Raw genomic sequence first — 18,428 nt, forward strand, 5'->3', positions numbered from 1 at the left:
TTCCTGCAGGTCCGTGCCCCGGATCTCTTTGTGGGTTGCTACGGCGTTCGGCTCGGGCTACCGCGTTCGAATATGCGTTCGGGTACGCTCTGCTGTATGGCTGTCCACCTGCAGAGTTCCCTCTTCGGCCAGGGTGATGCGACCGGTCTGCGCCCGCTGGCCGGAGTCCACCGCAGCCACCTGGGGCAGGGCGCCTGGATCGATGTGCTGCCGCAGTGGCTCGCCGGGGCGGACGCGCTCTTCGACGTACTGGTGCGGGACGTCCCCTGGCACGCGGAACAGCGCGTCATGTACGAGCGGGTGGTGGAGGTGCCGAGACTGCTGTCGTTCTTCCGCGCGGACGACCCTCTGCCGCACCCGGTGCTCGACGAGGCCCGTGACGCACTCGGGGCGCATTACGCGGAGGAGCTCGGCGAGCCCTTCACCACCGCCGGACTGTGCTTCTACCGAGACGGACGGGACGGCGTCGCCTGGCACGGGGACACCATCGGCCGGGGCAGCAGGGAGGACACGATGGTCGCGATCCTCTCGCTCGGCGCTCCCCGGACCCTGACGCTCCGGCCGCGTGGTGGAGGCGGCACCGTCCGCACCCCGCTCGGGCACGGCGACCTCATCGTGATGGGCGGCAGCTGCCAGCGCACCTGGGAGCACGCCATTCTCAAGACGGCCAGGCCCGTGGGGCCGCGCATCAGCGTCCAGTTCCGCCCGCACGGGGTGCGCTGAGCCGCGCGCCTGCGAGAGTACGGAGGTCTCCGCGCCTGCCCGGACCGTTCCCGTCCCAGCCCGCGCCCGCCCGGACTGTGCCCCTCCCGGTCCCGGCCCGATCCACACCGGGACGACGCACCGGGACGACGCGGTGGAAAACGGGTACGGATTCTCCGCCTTCGCCCAGCTTCTTCCACCGGCCCGGAGCCCCGCCATGCTGCTTCATGAACTCGCCGCCACCTCCCGCGCTGTCGGTTCGGAATCCGCCAGGAACGCGAAGACCGCCCTGCTGGCCGAGTACCTCGGAAGCCTCGGACCGGACGATCTGCCCGCGGCGGTGGCGCTGCTCTCCGGCGAGTCCCGGCGGATGCGGATCGGGGTCGGCCCCGCGGCTCTGCGTGACCTTCCGGAACCCGCTGCTGATCCGTCGCTCGGTGTGCGGGAGACGCAGGACATCCTGGCCGCGCTGGCCGGCGTGCACGGCCCCGGTTCGCGTGACGAACGGAGCGCCCTGCTTCACGGGCTGTTCTCCCGGGCCACCGCGTCGGAGCAGTCCTTTCTCGGCGCCGTCCTCGTCGGCGAACTGCGGCAGGGCGCACTCGACTCCGTGGTCGCGGACGCGGTGGCGAAGGCCGCAGGGGTGGCGTCGGCGGACGTCAGGCGGGCCCTGATGTTCCGCGGCTCCGCCCGTGCCGTGGCGGCTGCTGCCCTGTCGGGCGGGCAGGAGGCGCTGCGGGCCTTCGGCCTGGAACTGGGCAGGCCGGTGCGGCCGATGCTCGCCGCGGGGGCGCCCGATGTGGCCGCGGCCCTGGAACGGATCGCGCCCGCCGCTCTGGAGTGGAAGCTGGACGGGATCCGGGTCCAGGTCCACCGGAACGGCGCCGAAGTGGCCGTCTTCACCCGGAGCCTGGACGACATCACCTCGCGGGTGCCCGAAGTGGTCGAGGCGGCGAGGGAGTTGCCCGTCCGCTCGGCGGTGCTCGACGGGGAGGCGCTCGCGGTGGGACCGGACGGACGCCCCATGCCGTTCCAGGTGACGGCCGCCCGTACCGCGTCCCGGCAGGATCCGGCCCGGCTGCGTGCCGAAGTGCCATTGCGCGTGTACTTCTTCGACCTGCTGCACCGCGACGGCGCCGACCTCATCGACCTGCCCGCACGGACCCGCTGGGAGGCACTGGACGCGGTGGTGCCCGTGGAACTGCGCGTTCCGCGTACGGTCACCGGCGAGCCGGCCGAGGCGGAGCGGTTCTTCGCGGACGCCGTCGCGCAGGGGCAGGAAGGCGTGGTGGTGAAGGACCCCGCAGCGCCGTACGCGGCGGGGCGCCGCGGAGCCGGCTGGATCAAGGTGAAGCCCCGGCTCACGCTGGACCTGGTCGTGACGGCGGCGGAGTGGGGGCACGGCAGGCGGCAGGGCGTGCTCAGCAATCTCCATCTCGCCGCTCGCGGAGAGGCGGGGGATCCCGGTCCGTGGGTGATGCTGGGCAAGACCTTCAAGGGCCTCACCGATGAACTGCTGGCCTGGCAGACCCGCGAACTGCTGGCGCGCGAGGTGAGCCGGGACGAATACGTCGTACGGGTAAGGCCCGAACTGGTGGTGGAGGTGGCCTTCGACGGGCTGCAGCGCAGCACCCGCTATCCGGCCGGTCTCGCCCTGCGCTTCGCACGCGTCCTGCGCTACCGCGAGGACAAGGGCCCCGCCGACGCGGACACCGTTGCCGCGGTCCGCGCACTCGCCCCGGTCGCCCTGTGATCCACGTGACCCCGCGTGCGGCACAACGACACCCCCACACCTACGGCACCCCGGCACCCCCGCCCTTACGGCGCCTACGACACGTCCGGCGCGGCCTCCAGCCGCCGCCAGCCGGTCACCGGGCCGGGGGCTCCGTCCTCAGCGGGCGTGATCCAGAACGCCCTTCCGGTGTCGGGGCAGAACTGGGCGCCGCTGCGCCCGTCGCCCGATGAACGTCCCGTCAGCCGCCGCCCGATCCACGGCACCAGATGCTCGCGCGCGAACCGGAGGTCACTGCTCCGCCGCGCAATCCACCGGGCCGCCGCAGCCGGGGGCAGCGGCGCCCGCCAGTCGTCCTCGGCCGCCAGCCCCAGCGTCTGCCACACCGCCTCGGCCACCCGGTGGTGGCCCTCGGCCGTCAGATGCAGCCGGTCCACGCCCCACAGCCGCTGATCCCCGAGCACCGGAGCGCCGTAGAGGTCGACGACCAGCGCGCCGTGCCGTGCGGCCAGGTCGTCGATGAAGGTGAACAGTTCCTCCATGCGCGGGCGGAAGCGTTCCATCACCGGTCCGTTCCGGCCCGGGCTGCGCATCAGTACCAGCTGTCCGCAGGCGGGAGCCAGCCGTCCTGCTGCCTCCTCCAGCCGCCCGCGCACCATCCCCATGTCGCACTTGGGGCGCAGGGTGTCGTTGAGCCCGCCGACCAGCGTCACCACATCGGGCCGGAGCTCCGCCGCCGCTTCGACCTGTTCGTCGGCGATCTGGCCGATCAGCTTTCCGCGTACGGCGAGATTCGCGTACCGGAAGCCGGGGGCCCGTGTCGCCAGGCGGGCCGCGAGCAGATCGGCCCAGCCGCGGTACGAGCCGTCGGGCAGGCCGTCCGACATTCCCTCGGTGAAGGAGTCGCCGACCGCGACCAGACTGGTGTAGGAGGCATTCAATTTCATCGCCGGGCGATCCTACCGTGACGTGCCGCTGCCGCCCCGGGGATCTCCCGGGGGTCTCCGGGGAGACAGCGGCGCGTGGTCAGTCGCCGGTTCCGGCCGGCGCCGTCGGCCGCCCGACCAGTTCCCGCAGCACGTCCTCCATCGTCACCAGACCGGCGAGTGTGCCGTCGTCACCCATCACCGCCGCCAGATGCGTACGGCTGCGGCGCATCGCTGTCAGTACGTCGTCCAGCGGGCTGGCCGCACGCACCCGGGCGATGGCCCGCATCGCGGAGACCGTGAACGGCAGATCGCGCGGCAGTGCGTCCAGCGCGTCCTTGACGTGCAGATAGCCCAGAATCCGCCGGTCGTCGTCCACCACGGGAAAGCGTGAGAAGCCCGATTCGACCGACAGCTGCTCCAGCTTCTCCGGAGTCGTTCCGAGGCGCGCGTACACCACCTGCTCCAGCGGTACGACCACATCGCGCACCGGCCTCCGGCCCAGCTCCAGGGCGTCGTGCAGCCGCTCGCTCGCCCGGTCGTCGAGCAGTCCGGCCGCCGAGGCGTCGGTCACCAGACGGGCCAGCTCGTCGTCCGTGAAGGTCGCCGCGACCTCGCTCTTCGCCTCCACCCGCAACAGCTTCAGCAGTCCGTTGGCGAAGGAGTTGATCGCGAAGATCACCGGACGCAGCGCACGCGCCAGGGCGACCAGCGGAGGGCCGAGCAGCAGAGCCGCCCGTACCGGCCCGGCCAGGGCGATGTTCTTCGGAACCATCTCGCCGAAGAGCATGTGCAGATACGTGGCCACGACGAGGCTGATGACGAAGGAGAGCGGGTGGATCAGCCCGCCGGGCATCCCGACGGTGTGGAAGACCGGCTCCAGCAGATGGGCGATGGCCGGCTCCGCGACCACACCGAGCACCAGCGTGCAGAGCGTGATGCCGAGCTGCGCCGCCGCCATCAGCGCTGCCAGATGCTCCAGCCCCCACAGCACACTCCGCGCCCGCCGGTCGCCCTCCTCGGCGGCCGGTTCGATCTGGCTTCGGCGGACGGAGATCAGGGCGAACTCGCCACCGACGAAGAAGGCGTTGACGACCAGCGTCAGCAGCCCGATGAACAGTTGGACCACAGTCATCGCGAGCCCTCTTTGCCGTTCTTGCCGTCGTTCTTTCCGTCGTTCTTGCTGTCTGTCCTGCCGTCTGTGCCGTCGTCGTCGCCGTCGGCCGCCACCGGTGCGTGCAGCAGCAGCCGGGCGGCGCGCCGCCCGGTCGCGTCCACCACATCGATCCGCCAGCCGGCCACTTCGACGGTGTCGCCCTCGGCCGGGATACGCCCCAGCTCGGTGGCGACCAGACCCGCCAGAGTCTCGTACGGGCCTTCGGCCACCCGCATCCCGATCGACTCCAGCTGGTCGGTCCTGGCGGCCCCGTCCACCGAGTAGACCGGCCGGCCGTCCGCGTCCTCGCCCGCGCCGGCGAGGTCGGGCGTCTCGTGCGGATCGTGCTCGTCACGCACTTCGCCGACGACCTCCTCGACGATGTCCTCCAGCGTGACGACGCCGGCCGTGCCGCCGTACTCGTCGATCACCACGGACATCGTGCGCTTGCCGTACATCCGGTCGAGCAGCCGGTCCACCGTCAGCGTCTCGGGTACGAGCAGGGGCTCGCGGAGCAGCTCGGAGACGGGGAATCGCGGCCTGCGCTCCGCCGGGAGCGCCAGCACGTCCTTGATGTCGGCGACGCCGACGACCTGGTCGAGGCTGCCCCGGTAGACCGGGAAGCGCGACAGCCCGGTGGCGCGGGTGGCATTGGCGACGTCCTCCGCGCTGGCCTGCACATCGAGCGCCACCACCTGGACTCTGGGGGTCATCACGTTCTCGGCGGTCAGATCCGCCAGGTTGAGCGTGCGGACGAAACGCTCGGCGGTGTCCTCCTCCAGCGCGCCCGCCTTGGCCGAGTGGCGGGCCAGCGCGACCAGCTCCTGGGGCGAGCGGGCCGAGGCCAGCTCCTCCGTCGGTTCCATGCCGAGCCGGCGCAGCAGCCGGTTGGCGGTGTTGTTGAGATGGCTGATCAGCGGGCGGAAGACGGCGCTGAAGTACCGCTGGGGGGTGGCCACCACCTTGGCCACGGCCAGCGGGGAGGAGATCGCCCAGTTCTTCGGTACCAGCTCACCGACCACCATCAGGAAGACGGTGGAGAGGGCGGTACCGATCACCAGGCCCACCGACGAGGCCGCACCGGACGGGAGGCCCACCGACTCGATGGGCCCGCGCAGCAGCTTCCCGATCGAGGGCTCGGCGAGCATACCGATGACCAGGTTGGTGACGGTGATACCGAGCTGGGCGCCCGACAGCTGGAAGGTGAGGCCGCGTACCGCCCGCAGCGCGCTCGCCGCGCCGCGCTCCCCCCGTTCTGCGGCCGCTTCGAGCTCGCTGCGCTCGACGGTCGTGAGCGAGAACTCCGCCGCCACGAAGGCCGAGCAGGCCAGCGAGAGCAGCAGTGCCACGATGAGCAGAAGCACTTCGGTCATCGGTTCACCTCCGTCCCATGATCGGCCAGGGAGCGGAGGAACGCGCGATGTCGGCTACTGGGACGTCGGGTACTGGGGGGCTCGCCCATGGGCGGACGCTCACACCTTTCGGTCGGTGGTACGGCGGACAACCAGCGTAAAGGAAAGGCAAAGAGCCGGCCGCTCCGAGTCCGGCCGGCCGCTCCCGCCCCTGCTTGCTCCGGTGCCCGGCCCGGCGGATCGCAACCGTCCGGCGGTCCTGTCCGTGGCTACAGCGGCTTGACCCACCGTCGCCAGTGGTCCTCGCGATGGTAGCCAGCCGCCGCCCAGGTGCGGTGGGCCCGTTCGTTGTCCTCCAGGACCATGGCGTCGCCCCGCCGTCCACCCAGGGCGGCGAATCGCTGTTCCGCCGCCTCCAGGAGGGCGGCGGCGATGCCCTGCCGGCGGCAGTCCGGGTGTACGGCAAGGCGGTAGAGGGAGCAGCGCCATCCGTCGAAGCCGGCTATCACGGACCCCGCGAGAAGGCCGTCGCGCTCCGCGATCAGGAGGGCTTCGGGGTCCCTGGTGACGAGCCGGGCCACTCCGTCGGGGTCGTCGCTGACGCTGGTTCCTTCAGCGGCGAGGCGCCAGAACCGCAGAACGGCGTCGATGTCCGAGAGGGTGGCGCAGCGGATATGAAGATCGCTCATGGGGCGAGCCAACCAGAACGCCCGGCTGCCGGGCGAGCGGTTTCGCTGCGAGCCGGCCGGACCGGGTGCCCGGCCGGCGCCTCGCGGCGGCCGCCGTCCCCGTAGCCGCTCTTGCCGGTGCTAGCGTCTGCGCGCTAGCGTGGTCGCGTGGCCAAGACTCAGCTGAACGTACGCGTGGACGAAGCGACCGCCGAAGCGGCGCGGCAGCGCGCTCTCCAGCGCGGAGTGAGCGTGAACCGCTACATCGAGGAGCTGGTGAACCAGGACGCGGGCGAGGTGGGACACACCTTCGTGGAGGCGGCCGCCGACTTCATGAAGCAGTACGCGTCGGTGTTCGCGGACGAGTCCGCCGCCGAGGGCAAGCGCCGCAAGGGCAGCCGTTGAACCTCAAGATCGATCTGGCCTGGCTGCTCATGGTCGCCGAGCACAAGACTCCCGGAGACCCTCCCGTCATCGACTGGGGTGCGCTGGTGGCTGCCGTCAGCCGGCATGATGCGGAGGTCTTCGGCGTCCCCGTCTACAGCGACCCGTACGCGCGCGCCGCCGCTCTGCTGCAACTCCTGCTCCACGTACCGGCATTGGAGCACTCCAACGCGATGTTCGCCTCGGCCGTCGCCTATGGCTACCTCGTCGCCTGCGGGCTGAAGGTCGTCACCTCGCCGGAGCAGGTCAGAGACCTGGCGCGGCTGGTGAAGCAGGACAAGGCGGATGTCCGGGTCATCGCGGATGAACTGCGCCAATGGAGCCTGTGAGCCATCGGTCGCGCCGTATGCCGTACGCCGAACGCGCGGCACTGATCCTCACGAAGTCATCGGGCGATCCGGTCGCCGCGCCGTGCCCAGTACGCAGGGTGAGGAAGGCAGTCGCAGGCCGCCCTCCGGTACGTTCAGCCGCCGGTAGGTGCCGAGTTCGAAACCCGCCGCCTCGATCGCGGACAGGGTGTCCCGCGCCGTGTGACAGCCGCCGAAGAGCAGCGGCCAGACCGTACGGTCCAGGGCCCGCTGGGTAGCGGCCATCGGGTGTCCCTGACCCAGCCCGTGTTCGAAGAACCGCAGTTCACCGCCCGGCCGCAGCACCCGCCTGATCTCGGCGAGCGCCTGTGGCAGATCGCGTACGGTGCACAGCACCAGCGACGCCACCGCAGCGTCGAACGTCCCGCTCCGCACGGGCAGCGCCTCCGCCGTCCCCGGCACCACGTCCACGGGGACCGGGGCACGCATCGCGGACCGCACCGCCAACTGCCGCAGAGTGCGCTCAGGTTCGACGGCCACCACCTCGGAGACCGTTGCCGGGCAGTGGGCGAAATTCAGCCCGTTCCCCGCGCCGATCTCGATCACACGGCCGGAGAGGCCCGCGAGCAGCTCGGCGCGGTGGGCCGCCACCCCCGCCGTGCGGTCGGCCTTGACACTGAACCGGGCGTAGAAGCGGGCGAACAGCGGATGGTGCACGGTGTCGCTCGGGATCTTGCTGTTGCGCAGCGGCATCGCGGGTCTCCTCCGGCGGACGGGACGGCAGGGCGCACGGCGGTGATCGCCCCGCCCGTCCCGCTCATGCCCCGGATGGCCCGGCGCACTCCGGGAGCCGCGGGAAAATGACGCGGGCGTGGCGGACACCCGCGCCCGTCCGGCCGACACCCGCGCCCACCTGGCCGTATCAGCCCGGCGCGGTGCCCCGGGTCCCGCCCAGGCGGGGTGCGAGCCAGCTCCGCGCCCGGTCCCGGAAGTCGGCCGGGGCCAGCCCGCCCGCACCCTCCGGCACCACGCCGAGCAGCGGAGCCCCGGCGACCTCCGGGAGATCCAGCAGATTGCACCGGGCGTCCAGACCGGGTTCGGCGGGCCAGCTGCCGATCACGACCCCCGCGCACTCCAGCCGCCGGGCTCGCAGGGCCTCGGCGGTCAGCGCGGTCACGTTGAGCGTGCCGATACCGGCGAGGGCGACCACCAGCACCGGCGCCCCCATCAGCCGGGCCGCGTCCGCGAGCGTGCCGCCCTCGTCGTCGAACCGTACGAGCAGCCCGCCCGCGCCCTCGACCAGCACCAGATCGTGTTCGGCGGCCAGCTTCTGCGCCGCGTCCGCCACGTCCTGCGGGCGCAGCGGGGCGAGCCCGGCGCGCCGGGCGGCCGTCGCCGGGGCCAACGGGTCCGGGAACCGCGCCAGTTCGACGGCGGTCACCGCTCCGGCCAGCCGTGCCACCTCGGCCGCGTCGCCGTGCTCGCCGGGCAGCAGCCCGGTCTGCGCGGGTTTCAGAACGGCGACGGACCGGCCGCGCGCGGCGGCCGCCACCGCGGCGGTCACCACCGTCTTGCCGATCTCCGTGCCGGTCCCCGTCACCACGAGAATCGTCATGTCATGCCTCCCTCGCCACCGCGCACACCGCACGGCAGATCCGTGCCACGTCCTGATCGCCGGTGACGTACGGCGGCATGGTGTAGACGAGATCGCGGAACGGACGCAACCAGACGCCCTCGCGTACGGCCGCCCGGGTCGCCGCGGCCATGTCCACCTCATGGTCCAGCTGGACGACCCCGATCGCGCCGAGCACCCGGACGTCCCGGACTCCCGGCAGCTCCGCCGCCCCGGACAGACCCTCCAGCAGAGCCGTCTCCAGGCGCTTGACCTCCCCTTCCCAGTCCTGCCCGAGCAGCAGCTCGATCGAGGCGCAGGCCACCGCGGCGGCCAGCGGATTGCCCATGAACGTCGGCCCGTGCGCCAGCACCGGCACCTCGCCCCTGGCGATGCCCTCGGCCACCCGGGGGGTGCAGAGCGTCGCCGCCATCGTCAGATAGCCCCCGGTCAGCGCCTTGCCCACGCACATCACATCCGGGGTGACCCCGGCGTGGTCGGCCGCGAAGAGCTTGCCCGTACGGCCGAAGCCGGTGGCGATCTCGTCGAAGACCAGCAGCACACCGTGCGCGTCGCACGCCTCGCGGAGCACCCGCAGATACGCGGGGGAGTGGAAGCGCATCCCGCCCGCGCCCTGGACCACCGGCTCCACGATCACCGCCGCCAGCTCGTCCGCATGACGGCCGATCAGCTCATGGAGGTGGTCGGCGTACCCCTGCTCGTACTCCGCGGGAGGCGCGTCGGCGAAGACCTGCCGCGGCAGCACCCCCGACCACAGGTCGTGCATCCCGCCCTCGGGGTCGCACACCGACATGGGCTGCCAGGTGTCCCCGTGGTAGCCGCCTCGCCAGGTCAGCAGCCGCTGCTTGGCGGGGCGGCCCACGGAACGCCAGTACTGCAGGCACATCTTGACGGCGACCTCGACCGACACCGAACCCGAGTCGGAGAGGAACACATGCTGGAGCGGCTCCGGGGTGATCTCCACCAGCTTCGCCGCAAGTTGCACGGCGGGCTCATGGGTGAGCCCGCCGAACATCACATGGCTCATCCGGTCCAGCTGGCCGCGCGCGGCCTCGTTCAGCACCGGGTGGTTGTAGCCGTGGATCGCCGACCACCAGGACGACATGCCGTCCACCAGCTCACCCGTACCGGCGACCCGCAGCCGGACACCGGAAGCCGACTCGACGAGCAGCGGCTCCTGCCGGCCGGGCATCGGACCGTACGGGTGCCAGACATGGCGCCGGTCGAGGTCGAGCAGCGCGGCGGAGTCAGGCATTGGGTGCGAGATCCGTTCCGGCGCCCCTGCGGCGTACCGACACCAGACCCTCGCGGTGTTCGGGCAGCGTCGTCGTCTCCGCGCCCTCCACCTCGAATCCGGCATCCGCGATCATGTCCAGATCGGCCCGGCCCGCCTGGCCCTCGCTCGTCAGATAGTCGCCGAGGAAGATGGAGTTGACGAGGTGCAGGGCGAGCGGCTGCAGGGAGCGCAGATGCACCTCGCGTCCGCCCGCCAGCCGGACCTCGGCGTCCGGGCAGACGAACCGCACCATCGCCAGGATGCGCAGACACCGCTGCGGGGTCAGATGCCAGTCCCCGGCCAGCGGGGTGCCCTCCATCGGGATCAGGAAGTTCACCGGCACCGAGTCGGGGTCGAGGCCGCGCAGTGCGAAGACCACGTCGACCAGGTCGGCGTCGCTCTCACCCATCCCGGCGATCAGCCCCGAGCAGGCCGAAAGACCGGCGGCCTGGGCGTGCTGGACCGTATCGACCCGGTCGGCGAAGTCATGGGTGGTGCAGATGTCGGCGTAGGTGGCCTCCGACGTGTTGAGGTTGTGGTTGTACGCGTCCGCGCCCGCCGCCCGCAGCCGTTCGGCCTGGCCGTCCTTGAGCAGCCCGAGGCAGGCGCACACCTCGATGTCCTCGTTCTGCTCCTTGATCGCCTCGATCGTCTCCGAGACGCGGTCGACATCGCGGTCCGTCGGCCCGCGGCCGCTGGCGACCAGACAGACCCGCTTCGCCCCGCCCGCCACTCCGGCCGCAGCGGCCTTCGACGCCTCGTCCGGCTTCAGCCAGGTGTACTTGAGGATCTCCGCCTTGGAGCCCAGCCGCTGCGAGCAGTACGAGCAGTCCTCCGGGCAGAGGCCCGATTTGAGATTGACGAGATAGTTGAGCTTCACCCGCCGCCCGTACCACTTGCGGCGTACCTTTCCGGCTGCCGCCACCACGTCCAGCAGTTCGTCGTCGGTCGTCGCCAGCACGGCGAGCGCCTCTTCACGGGTCGGCAGTTCGCGCCGCAGCCCCTTGTCCACCAGCGTGTTCAGCAGGTCCATGGGAGTGATCCTTACCCACCGCACCGCCTCCGGCCAAGGAGGAACCCAACAACACAGCCGTCAGGGGGTGTGTGTATTGCCACACCCTGATCCCGCATCGCCCCGGCTAGGGTCTGTGAACTGCCTACAAAAAGGGACCGACCATGTCTCCAGCCGTGCCCCGCGAGCCATTCGAGTGGACCGACGCCGCTGCGCGCCGCCGGGCGGACGCCGGGCTGGTGCGCACGCTTCGGCCGCGCGCGGCGGCCCCGGACGTGCTGGATCTCGCGAGCAACGACTATCTGGGGCTGAGCAGCCGAGCCGAGATCACCGGAGCCGCGGCCGATTCGGCCCGCCGCTGGGGTGCGGGCGCCACCGGGTCCCGGCTGGTCACCGGCTCCACCGCGCTCCACGCCGAACTGGAGCGCGAGCTGGCGCGGTTCACCGGTTTCGAGGCGGCGCTGGTCTTCTCCTCCGGGTACGCGGCCAACCTCGCCGTGCTCACCGCGCTCACCGGCCGTGACGCGCTGATCGTCTCGGACGCCGCCAACCACGCCTCGATCATCGACGGTTGCCGGCTCTCCAGGGCGGCGACCGAAGTCGTCCCGCACGGTGATCCCGAGGCCGTGGCCAAGGCGCTCGACGCGTATGACGGCGGCCGGGCCGTCGTGGTCAGCGACTCGGTCTTCTCGGTCGACGGCGACGCCGCGCCGCTGCCGGAACTGGCCGCGGTGTGCCGTACGTACGGAGCGGCGCTGATCACCGACGACGCGCACGGCTTCGGCGTGCTCGGCGACGGCGGACGCGGCGCCGTGCACGCGGCGGGACTGGCGGGCGCCCCCGATGTGGTCGCCACGGTCACCCTGTCGAAGTCGCTCGGCAGCCAGGGCGGCGCGGTGCTCGGGCCCGCCCGGGTCATCGACCATCTGGTCAACGAGGCGCGCACCTTCATCTTCGACACCGGCCTGGCGCCCGCGGCGGTGGGTGCCGCGCTGGCGAGCCTGCGGCTGCTGCGGGACGAGCCGCTGCTCGCCGGCCGCGCCCGTACGGTGGCGCACACCCTGCACACACGGCTGACCGCGGGCGGACTCAGTGCGGTACGCCCGCAGGCCGCCGTCGTCTCCGTTCTCGCGCCCACGCCCGGGCAGGCGGTGCGCTGGGCGGCCGACTGCCGTGCGGCGGGCCTCGTGGTCGGCTGCTTCCGTCCGCCGTCGGTGCCGGACGGCATCTCACGGCTGCGGCTCACCGCACGCGCCGACCTGACGGACGAACAGATCGAGTGGGCGGTGGACACGGTGCTGCGCACCGCGCCCACCGGCTGACGCGTCGGGCACTCCCCGACGAAAGGGCCTAGGCCTCGGGCACCGAGGCCAGGAAGCAGGTCCAGGCGCCCGCTCCGAAGAGCAGCGCCGGGTGGTTCACGCGCTTGGAGTCACGGACGGCCAGCAGACCGCCGTCGAGTAACGCGGTCTCGACGCAGTTGTTCATTCCGGTGCTGCGGCTGCTGCGCCGCCACCTCGCGCCGTTCAGAGAAGTACTGGAAGGGACGTTCGCAGGACGTGCGGACATGATGCCTCCCTAGACGCCGTCATCGATCCCGGCGATGAGATCCAACGATTCCTGCTGCGGAAGGGCGCGCGCCTGGATCCTGCGGAACGCGGCGCTGTACGCCTTGAGGTCTTCTTTCCGTTCCAGATATCGGCTACTCATCAAATGGTCGAGAACGACCACATCCAGATCAATCATGTTCGAAAAAGAGAAGATTGTGAAAGAGCCGGTGAGTCCGATGTGCCCTCCGGCGGCGAACGGCATGACCTGCAACCGCACATGGGGCAGCCGGGCGACCTCCCGGACATGCCGTAACTGCTCCGCCATCACCCCGCGCCCGCCCATCCGGCGGTGCAGAGCCGCTTCGTCGACGACCGCGCTCAGCTCCAGCGGCGGATCCGCCTCCAGCACCCGCTGCCGTGCCAGCCGCACATCGACCAGCGAGTCCACGGTCCGGGCCGGCAGCCCGTCGAGCGAGGCCCGGGTGACCGCCTTCGCGTAGCCGGGTGTCTGCAGCAGGCCGGGCACCACCGATGTCTCGAAGGTGTGCGCCGTGCACGCCTGGGACTCCAGCCTGATGAAGTCCCGGTACTGGGCGGGCAGCAGACGCCGGTAGGTGTGCGACCAGTCGGCGCTCTCGTCGGCCCCCGCACCGCACAGCGCCTCCAGGAGTTCGCGCTGCGCCGCGTCCCGCACGCCGTACGCATCGAGCAGCAGGGCCACATCCGACGGCTTCACACCACTGCGCCCGGTCTCGATCCTGCTCACCTTCGACTGGTGCCAGCCCGCGAGCCGGGCCGCCGCCGCGCTGGTCAGACCCGCCAGGACGCGCAGCCGGCGCAGCTCGGCACCGAGTTTGACGCGGCGCACCGCGGGGCTGCTCCGCACCGTGTTCTCCCTCCGGCCGGCCGTTTCTGCCAACGTGCCATTCCGGCCGTCAAATACGGTCTTCCGTCGCAGAGTTCATCACTTTGAGCGACAGATATATGCACATCTTTGTGGATGGCCGGTACTGCGGTCACTATGAGTGTCACGCTCGCACGAAGCGCCACCTGAGGCCGTCTCGAAGTCCATCCGTCACGAGACCTGCGCCGGCAGCGGTGGGAAAGGGACAGGCCGTCATGGCAGACCACCAGGAAGCTTCCGTTACCCTGCCGAGCGAGCCGGCTTCGGTCCCGGCCGCCCGGACGTTCGTGGCCCGTGTGCTCACCGGTTGGGGGCTGCCTCCCGACGCGGAGCTGGCGGACACCATCCGGCTGATCGTCTCGGAGCTGGCGACCAACGCGGTGCAGCACACCTTCGGCGCGTCCCCCACCTTCACGGTGCAGGCCGTCCTGGAGCGGGACGAGCGGCTGTGTGTCGGCGTGACCGACAGCCATCCGCGCTGGCCCCAGCGGCTGCCCGCGGCGGTGCAGCAGGACAACGGCCGGGGCATGGTCATCATCCGCTGGCTGGCGGCCGAGAACGGCGGCCGGCTGTCGGTCACTCCGACGCGGGACGGCGGCAAGACCGTATGGATCGCCCTGCCCTGGACCGCCGTGGTCCAGGGCTGAACGAACCCGCACCCGCCGACCGCTCCCGGCTTCAGCCCACCCGGCCGTACCAGACGCTGTGGGACCAGATCCTCTCCAGCCTGACCACGGCGCCGGTCTTGGGGGAGTGCCAGATCTTCCCGTGCCCGGCGTAGATGCCGACGTGGTAGACGCTCCGGCCGTAGTGGAAGAACACCAGGTCACCGCGGTGCCGCCAGGAGGACGGGATATGGCGTACGCGGTTGTACTGCGCCTGGGCGGTGCGGGGCAGCTCTTTGCCCGCCTGTTTGTACGAGTAGAGCGTGAGCCCCGAGCAGTCGAACCGTGATGGCCCCGCCGCCCCCCACTGATAGGGCGATCCCTTCTTGGAGGCCGCGATCTGCACGGCCCGGGCGGCGTGCGCGGCGGCTTGGGCCTCCACGGTCGCGCCCGGTACCAGCGAGGTCCCCGCGACTGTGGCGAGGGTGAGGGCCGAGGCTGTTCCGGCCCGGGCGAGGAGAGACGGGATATGAATCTGCGCAGTCATGCGCAACCCTTCGCAAACCGCCTGTGAAAGATGACCTGTCGGGTTCGGGCCGGCGAAGTTGCCCGGCCGCCGGGCAGGTTGACCGACTGATCAAGTCGGCCGTCCCGCCAGGCGGCTTCACCCCGAGGAGCGACGTCGCTGTCGCTCCGGACTGCCTGGGTCCTCCACTCCTGCCGATCCACTCGTGTCGACCAGACATCCGGGTGCGGCGGCAGGACTCGGCGTCCGCCCGGACCGCCCCGCCGTGGTGGCGGGGGCTTGTCGTCTCCCGGATCTTCACTCATGGCATGGCCGATTCCGGGCTGACCGCGCCGATTTGTGATGCTTCGGGGTCACTGGCCTGTTCGAGTGGACGCTGCGGGCACCGGGCCGGGGGATTACCTGGGCGTACGGCCCTCACCTGGGGCGCAGCAGGCGGACCGGGCGGCGTGCCGGTGCGATGCGCAACTCGTCGCGGCCACTGGATCGCCGCCTGTCTAAGCCTTCCGGGGGGCGCCCATCGGTGTACTGGCAGCCGCCGAAAGGTGGATCCGGGACTTCCCCTGTGCGGAGATGCCGGTACGGATGCCGGTGCGGAGGCTGCGTAGTCCGGGTGTCCGCGCGGATGGCACCCGCTCGCAGCAGGGTTGACGCACGGTCACCCCGGTGGGGTGCATACGCACCGGATGCCCCGCGGAGGCGAGTTCACCCGGTATCGGCAACTCATCCTGGAATGGCTGTAGTTCACCTGACGCCGGCCAACTTCACCGACGTCGCTCCGCGTTGGGTGCGAGGGGCCAACCGGGTGCGTTGCACCGCTCACCGGGACCGCCCTCTCCGCATTTCGGGTTGGCAAAGAACACCCATGCGCCCTGTTGTCAGGGACCGTTCACGAGAAAGGATCCCCGGTACGTACTGGAGAGCGCCGGACGAACGGCGCTTCGCACAGGGGGAGGTACCACGTGAGACGCACCGCAGTGCTCGGCTCGGCCGGCGCTCTGGCCGCGGCGACTCTCATAGCGGGCGCCATGGCGGCGCCGTCGGCCACCGCCGACGGCCGCGGCCACGCAGGCTCGGAGGCACACGGCGCGGCCGTCGCCGCCGCGCGGGCGGCGAAAGCGGGGATCGACTGGCGGGACTGTCCTGCGGACTGGGCGCTCGCGAAGCCGATCCAGTGCGGCTGGGTGACCGTGCCGGTCGACTACGCGCACCCGGACGGCCGGACGATCAAGCTGGCGGTGGACCGGGCGCTGAGCACCGGCACGAAGTCGCAGCGGCAGGGCTCCCTCGTCTACAACCCCGGCGGCCCCGGCGCTTCGGGGATGCGCTTCCCCGCCAGGACGACCACCGGGAGCGCGCTCTGGGTCAACACCGCCAAGGCGTACGACTTCGTGGGCTTCGACCCGCGCGGTGTGGGCCACTCGGCGCCGGTCTCCTGCATCGACCCGCAGAAGTACGTCAGCGCCCCCAAGCCCGACCCGGTCCCGGACAGCGCGGCCGACAAGCGGGTCCAGCGCAAGCTCGCGGCGCAGTACGCGGACGGCTGTGAGCAGCGCAGCGGTGCGATGCTCCCGTACCTGACCACGCCGAACTCGGCGCGTGACCTCGACGTCATCAGGGCGGCGCTCGGCGAGAAGAAGCTCAACTACCTGGGTGTCTCCTACGGGACCTATCTCGGCGCGGTGTACGGAACGCTCTTCCCGGGCCATGTCCGCCGGATGATCGTGGACAGTGTGGTCGACCCGAAGAAGTCGAACATCTGGTACCAGGCCAACCTCAACCAGGACGTCGCCTTCCAGGGCCGCTGGCACGACTGGCAGAACTGGGTCGCCGCGAACGACGCCGCCTTCCATATCGGGAAGACGGCGGACGCCGTCGAGCAGCAGTGGGTGAAGCTGCGGGCCACGGCGAAGAAGCACCCGATCGGTGGGGTCGTGGGCCCCGCCGAGCTGCTCGGGTTCTTCCAGAACGCGCCGTACTACGACTCCTCCTGGGCGCCGGTCGCCAAGGCCTGGAGTCAGTACCTCGCCGGTGATCCGCAGCCGCTGATCGATGCCGCAGGGCCCGATATGTCGGACACCGCGGGCAATATCTCGGCGGAGAACGGCACCGCCGTCTACACCGCGGTCGAGTGCGCCGATGCCAAGTGGCCCACCGACTGGCGGACATGGGACCGGGACAACACCCGGCTCAACAAGGACTATCCGTTCCTCACCTGGTCCAACGCCTGGATGAACCTGCCGTGCGCCACCTGGCCCGCGAAGCAGCAGACCCCGGTGAACGTCCGGACGGGCAAGGGGCTCCCGCCGGTGCTGATCGTGCAGTCGACCCGTGACGCGGCCACGCCCTTCCAGGGGGCCGTCGACCTGCACCAGCGCTTCAAGGGCTCACGTCTCATCATCGAGAAGGGCGCCGGATCGCACGGGGTGACCGGTCTGGTCAACCCGTGCATCAACACCCGGGTGGACAGCTATCTGCTCACCGGCAGCACCGACCGCCACGACGTGACGTGCGCCCCGCACGCCACACCGACGCCGTAACGGCCCGCGCCTGGGGAACCGCTTGTTCAGCGGTTCCCCAGCCAGGCGTCCTCCGCCGCGTAGTCGAAGAGATCGAGATGCGGGTCGTACGTCTTCGCCATCGCGGGGAAGGCCTCACGCCAGTCCCGGCCCCGGAGCCGGCCCGCTATCCACTCCACGGTCTCGGGCAGCGACTCGGCGTACCCGGTCACCGGGCGGTAGCCCAACTCCCGCTCGGCGGCCGACATGTCGTACACCACGGGGTGGTCGACGCCCCACGGGGTCATGCCCATGTCGGAGCGCCCCTCGACCAGCACCAGCCGGCTCCGTACGCCCATGGCCTCGTCGATGGCCGCGCTGATCCCGGCGACCGTGGGCACCTCGGGGTCACCGCCGTTCAGCACCCGCGCCCCCGGGCGCAGCGCCGCCAGCCGGATCATCTCGGCGAGGTTGGAGACATGCACCGGATGGAAGCGGCTCCGCCCGCCGTGGGCCAGGATCCGCACCGGACGGCCGTCGAGAGCGCGCTTGACGAAGTACAGCTCACGCGGGGACCGGCCGTGCGGACCGTGGATCGCGCCCGCGCGCACCAGCGTGACGGGCAGGGCCCCGGCGGCCGCCAGCAGTTCCCGTTCCAGCGCCACCTTGCGGGTGCCGTACGTGGCCGGGCCCGCCTCGACCGTGAGGTGACTCTCGGGGACCGGCACCGGAAGGCGCGGAAAGCCGTCCGGCTCGTCCTGGGTGTCGAAACTGCGCCCGTCGGCGTCCGCGTACACCGCGCCGCTGGAGATCACCACCGCCGAGCCGATCCGGTCCGCGAGGCCGGTCAGCTGCCGGGCGTGGTCCGCTCCGAACGCGACCATGTCGACCAGTACGTCACAGCCGTCTCCCAGGGCCTGTGACAGCTCACCCTCGCTGTCCCGGTCGACGCGCACCGTACGCACGTCATCCGGCCAGCTGTCGTCGCGGCCCGCCCCGCGCGAAGCGGCCCGTACCTCCCATCCGTCCGAGACGAGCGCGCGCACTGCCGCGCGCCCGATCTGCCCAGTGGCTCCGAGTACGAAGACGCTTCCTCTGCTGCTCATGCCGCCGACGCTACGGCGGGTGTTCCGGTC

At 71.3% G+C, this 18,428-nt stretch carries 19 protein-coding genes and 1 riboswitch; of the genes, 7 read left to right on the forward strand and 12 right to left on the reverse strand.

Annotated elements, in window-relative coordinates:
• Window positions 1-96: 96 nt before the first annotated feature.
• Together OG385_RS29865 and OG385_RS29870 are read left to right on the forward strand one after the other, a co-directional pair.
• On the forward strand, window positions 97-723 hold the full coding sequence (locus OG385_RS29865) for an alpha-ketoglutarate-dependent dioxygenase AlkB (RefSeq protein ID WP_266859368.1): 627 nt from the start codon (window positions 97-99) through the stop codon (window positions 721-723).
• A 196-nt stretch (window positions 724-919) separates the two neighbouring features.
• Window positions 920-2,455, forward strand: a complete 1,536-nt coding sequence (locus OG385_RS29870; RefSeq protein ID WP_266859369.1) for an ATP-dependent DNA ligase — start codon at window positions 920-922, stop codon at window positions 2,453-2,455.
• A 74-nt stretch (window positions 2,456-2,529) separates the two neighbouring features.
• Here OG385_RS29870 and OG385_RS29875 read toward each other — a convergent pair whose 3' ends face one another.
• From OG385_RS29875 to OG385_RS29890, 4 genes are all read right to left on the reverse strand, one after another.
• Window positions 2,530-3,381 (reverse strand): SGNH/GDSL hydrolase family protein, encoded by an 852-nt coding sequence (locus tag OG385_RS29875; protein ID WP_266859371.1) that lies wholly within the window; start codon window positions 3,379-3,381, stop codon window positions 2,530-2,532.
• A 79-nt stretch (window positions 3,382-3,460) separates the two neighbouring features.
• Window positions 3,461-4,495 (reverse strand): hemolysin family protein, encoded by a 1,035-nt coding sequence (locus OG385_RS29880; protein WP_266859373.1) that lies wholly within the window; start codon window positions 4,493-4,495, stop codon window positions 3,461-3,463.
• Window positions 4,492-5,889: a hemolysin family protein gene (locus OG385_RS29885; RefSeq protein WP_266859375.1), complete on the reverse strand. Its 1,398-nt coding sequence runs from the start codon at window positions 5,887-5,889 to the stop codon at window positions 4,492-4,494. The genes OG385_RS29880 and OG385_RS29885 overlap by 4 nt, the downstream gene beginning before the upstream one ends.
• Window positions 5,890-6,137: 248 nt before the next feature.
• Complete coding sequence (locus OG385_RS29890) at window positions 6,138-6,557, reverse strand: GNAT family N-acetyltransferase (RefSeq protein WP_266859377.1); 420 nt, start codon at window positions 6,555-6,557, stop codon at window positions 6,138-6,140.
• Between the two features lie 147 nt (window positions 6,558-6,704).
• Between OG385_RS29890 and OG385_RS29895 the strand changes: the two genes are divergently transcribed.
• Window positions 6,705-6,941 (forward strand): antitoxin, encoded by a 237-nt coding sequence (locus tag OG385_RS29895; RefSeq protein WP_164265086.1) that lies wholly within the window; start codon window positions 6,705-6,707, stop codon window positions 6,939-6,941.
• Window positions 6,938-7,309 (forward strand): fic family toxin-antitoxin system, toxin component, encoded by a 372-nt coding sequence (locus OG385_RS29900; RefSeq protein ID WP_266859380.1) that lies wholly within the window; start codon window positions 6,938-6,940, stop codon window positions 7,307-7,309. Before OG385_RS29895 ends, OG385_RS29900 begins: the two co-directional genes overlap by 4 nt.
• A gap of 48 nt (window positions 7,310-7,357) precedes the next feature.
• Here the strand turns inward: OG385_RS29900 and OG385_RS29905 are convergent, their stop codons facing one another.
• The 4 genes from OG385_RS29905 to bioB form a co-directional block, all read right to left on the reverse strand.
• Window positions 7,358-8,041 carry a class I SAM-dependent methyltransferase gene (locus OG385_RS29905; protein WP_266859382.1) on the reverse strand — a complete coding sequence of 228 codons (684 nt, stop codon included), beginning with the start codon at window positions 8,039-8,041 and terminating at the stop codon, window positions 7,358-7,360.
• Between the two features lie 169 nt (window positions 8,042-8,210).
• Window positions 8,211-8,903 carry a dethiobiotin synthase gene (gene bioD / locus OG385_RS29910; RefSeq protein ID WP_266859383.1) on the reverse strand — a complete coding sequence of 231 codons (693 nt, stop codon included), beginning with the start codon at window positions 8,901-8,903 and terminating at the stop codon, window positions 8,211-8,213.
• 1 nt (window position 8,904) lies between these two features.
• Entirely contained in the window at window positions 8,905-10,176 is a 1,272-nt protein-coding gene (locus tag OG385_RS29915; protein ID WP_266859384.1) for an adenosylmethionine--8-amino-7-oxononanoate transaminase, read from the reverse strand.
• Complete coding sequence (gene bioB, locus OG385_RS29920) at window positions 10,169-11,230, reverse strand: biotin synthase BioB (protein ID WP_266859386.1); 1,062 nt, start codon at window positions 11,228-11,230, stop codon at window positions 10,169-10,171. The genes OG385_RS29915 and bioB overlap by 8 nt, the downstream gene beginning before the upstream one ends.
• A 155-nt stretch (window positions 11,231-11,385) precedes the next feature.
• On the opposite strand from bioB, the gene OG385_RS29925 reads away from it, so the two are divergent.
• The gene (locus OG385_RS29925; RefSeq protein WP_266861262.1) at window positions 11,386-12,531 is read left to right on the forward strand and encodes an 8-amino-7-oxononanoate synthase; all 1,146 of its coding nucleotides are present in this window, start codon (window positions 11,386-11,388) and stop codon (window positions 12,529-12,531) included.
• A gap of 28 nt (window positions 12,532-12,559) precedes the next feature.
• Here the strand turns inward: OG385_RS29925 and OG385_RS29930 are convergent, their stop codons facing one another.
• A complete protein-coding gene (locus tag OG385_RS29930) occupies window positions 12,560-12,778 on the reverse strand; it encodes a DUF397 domain-containing protein (RefSeq protein ID WP_266859388.1) in 219 nt (72 codons plus the stop codon).
• A 9-nt stretch (window positions 12,779-12,787) separates the two neighbouring features.
• On the reverse strand, window positions 12,788-13,645 hold the full coding sequence (locus OG385_RS29935; RefSeq protein ID WP_266859390.1) for a helix-turn-helix transcriptional regulator: 858 nt from the start codon (window positions 13,643-13,645) through the stop codon (window positions 12,788-12,790).
• Between the two features lie 233 nt (window positions 13,646-13,878).
• Between OG385_RS29935 and OG385_RS29940 the strand changes: the two genes are divergently transcribed.
• On the forward strand, window positions 13,879-14,310 hold the full coding sequence (locus OG385_RS29940; RefSeq protein WP_266859392.1) for an ATP-binding protein: 432 nt from the start codon (window positions 13,879-13,881) through the stop codon (window positions 14,308-14,310).
• A 31-nt stretch (window positions 14,311-14,341) separates the two neighbouring features.
• Here OG385_RS29940 and OG385_RS29945 read toward each other — a convergent pair whose 3' ends face one another.
• Complete coding sequence (locus OG385_RS29945; protein WP_266859394.1) at window positions 14,342-14,815, reverse strand: C40 family peptidase; 474 nt, start codon at window positions 14,813-14,815, stop codon at window positions 14,342-14,344.
• Window positions 14,816-14,818: 3 nt separating this feature from the next.
• A riboswitch (cyclic di-AMP (ydaO/yuaA leader) is annotated at window positions 14,819-15,036 on the reverse strand.
• A gap of 786 nt (window positions 15,037-15,822) precedes the next feature.
• Here OG385_RS29945 and OG385_RS29950 point away from each other — a divergent pair.
• Complete coding sequence (locus OG385_RS29950) at window positions 15,823-17,334, forward strand: alpha/beta hydrolase (protein WP_266861264.1); 1,512 nt, start codon at window positions 15,823-15,825, stop codon at window positions 17,332-17,334.
• A 26-nt stretch (window positions 17,335-17,360) separates the two neighbouring features.
• On the opposite strand, the gene OG385_RS29955 is transcribed toward OG385_RS29950, so the two are convergent.
• Window positions 17,361-18,398, reverse strand: coding sequence for an NAD(P)-dependent oxidoreductase (locus OG385_RS29955; RefSeq protein ID WP_266859396.1), 1,038 nt, complete (start codon window positions 18,396-18,398; stop codon window positions 17,361-17,363).
• Between the last annotated feature and the right edge of the window lie 30 nt (window positions 18,399-18,428).

Source organism: Streptomyces sp. NBC_01306 (genome assembly GCF_026340465.1).
In the GTDB taxonomy this organism is placed as follows: domain Bacteria; phylum Actinomycetota; class Actinomycetes; order Streptomycetales; family Streptomycetaceae; genus Streptomyces.

What these genes read in the sequence shown, in the direction of transcription:
- OG385_RS29885 (WP_266859375.1), bottom strand. Translation starts at nt 5,889, where the DNA reads ATGACCGAAGTGCTTCTGCTCATCGTGGCACTGCTGCTCTCGCTGGCC.
- OG385_RS29915 (WP_266859384.1), bottom strand. Translation starts at nt 10,176, where the DNA reads ATGCCTGACTCCGCCGCGCTGCTCGACCTCGACCGGCGCCATGTCTGG.
- OG385_RS29945 (WP_266859394.1), bottom strand. Translation starts at nt 14,815, where the DNA reads ATGACTGCGCAGATTCATATCCCGTCTCTCCTCGCCCGGGCCGGAACA.
- OG385_RS29890 (WP_266859377.1), bottom strand. Translation starts at nt 6,557, where the DNA reads ATGAGCGATCTTCATATCCGCTGCGCCACCCTCTCGGACATCGACGCC.
- OG385_RS29955 (WP_266859396.1), bottom strand. Translation starts at nt 18,398, where the DNA reads ATGAGCAGCAGAGGAAGCGTCTTCGTACTCGGAGCCACTGGGCAGATC.
- OG385_RS29930 (WP_266859388.1), bottom strand. Translation starts at nt 12,778, where the DNA reads ATGTCCGCACGTCCTGCGAACGTCCCTTCCAGTACTTCTCTGAACGGC.
- OG385_RS29905 (WP_266859382.1), bottom strand. Translation starts at nt 8,041, where the DNA reads ATGCCGCTGCGCAACAGCAAGATCCCGAGCGACACCGTGCACCATCCG.
- OG385_RS29950 (WP_266861264.1), top strand. Translation starts at nt 15,823, where the DNA reads ATGGCGGCGCCGTCGGCCACCGCCGACGGCCGCGGCCACGCAGGCTCG.
- OG385_RS29875 (WP_266859371.1), bottom strand. Translation starts at nt 3,381, where the DNA reads ATGAAATTGAATGCCTCCTACACCAGTCTGGTCGCGGTCGGCGACTCC.
- OG385_RS29865 (WP_266859368.1), top strand. Translation starts at nt 97, where the DNA reads ATGGCTGTCCACCTGCAGAGTTCCCTCTTCGGCCAGGGTGATGCGACC.
- OG385_RS29940 (WP_266859392.1), top strand. Translation starts at nt 13,879, where the DNA reads ATGGCAGACCACCAGGAAGCTTCCGTTACCCTGCCGAGCGAGCCGGCT.
- bioD (WP_266859383.1), bottom strand. Translation starts at nt 8,903, where the DNA reads ATGACGATTCTCGTGGTGACGGGGACCGGCACGGAGATCGGCAAGACG.
- OG385_RS29880 (WP_266859373.1), bottom strand. Translation starts at nt 4,495, where the DNA reads ATGACTGTGGTCCAACTGTTCATCGGGCTGCTGACGCTGGTCGTCAAC.
- OG385_RS29870 (WP_266859369.1), top strand. Translation starts at nt 920, where the DNA reads ATGCTGCTTCATGAACTCGCCGCCACCTCCCGCGCTGTCGGTTCGGAA.
- bioB (WP_266859386.1), bottom strand. Translation starts at nt 11,230, where the DNA reads ATGGACCTGCTGAACACGCTGGTGGACAAGGGGCTGCGGCGCGAACTG.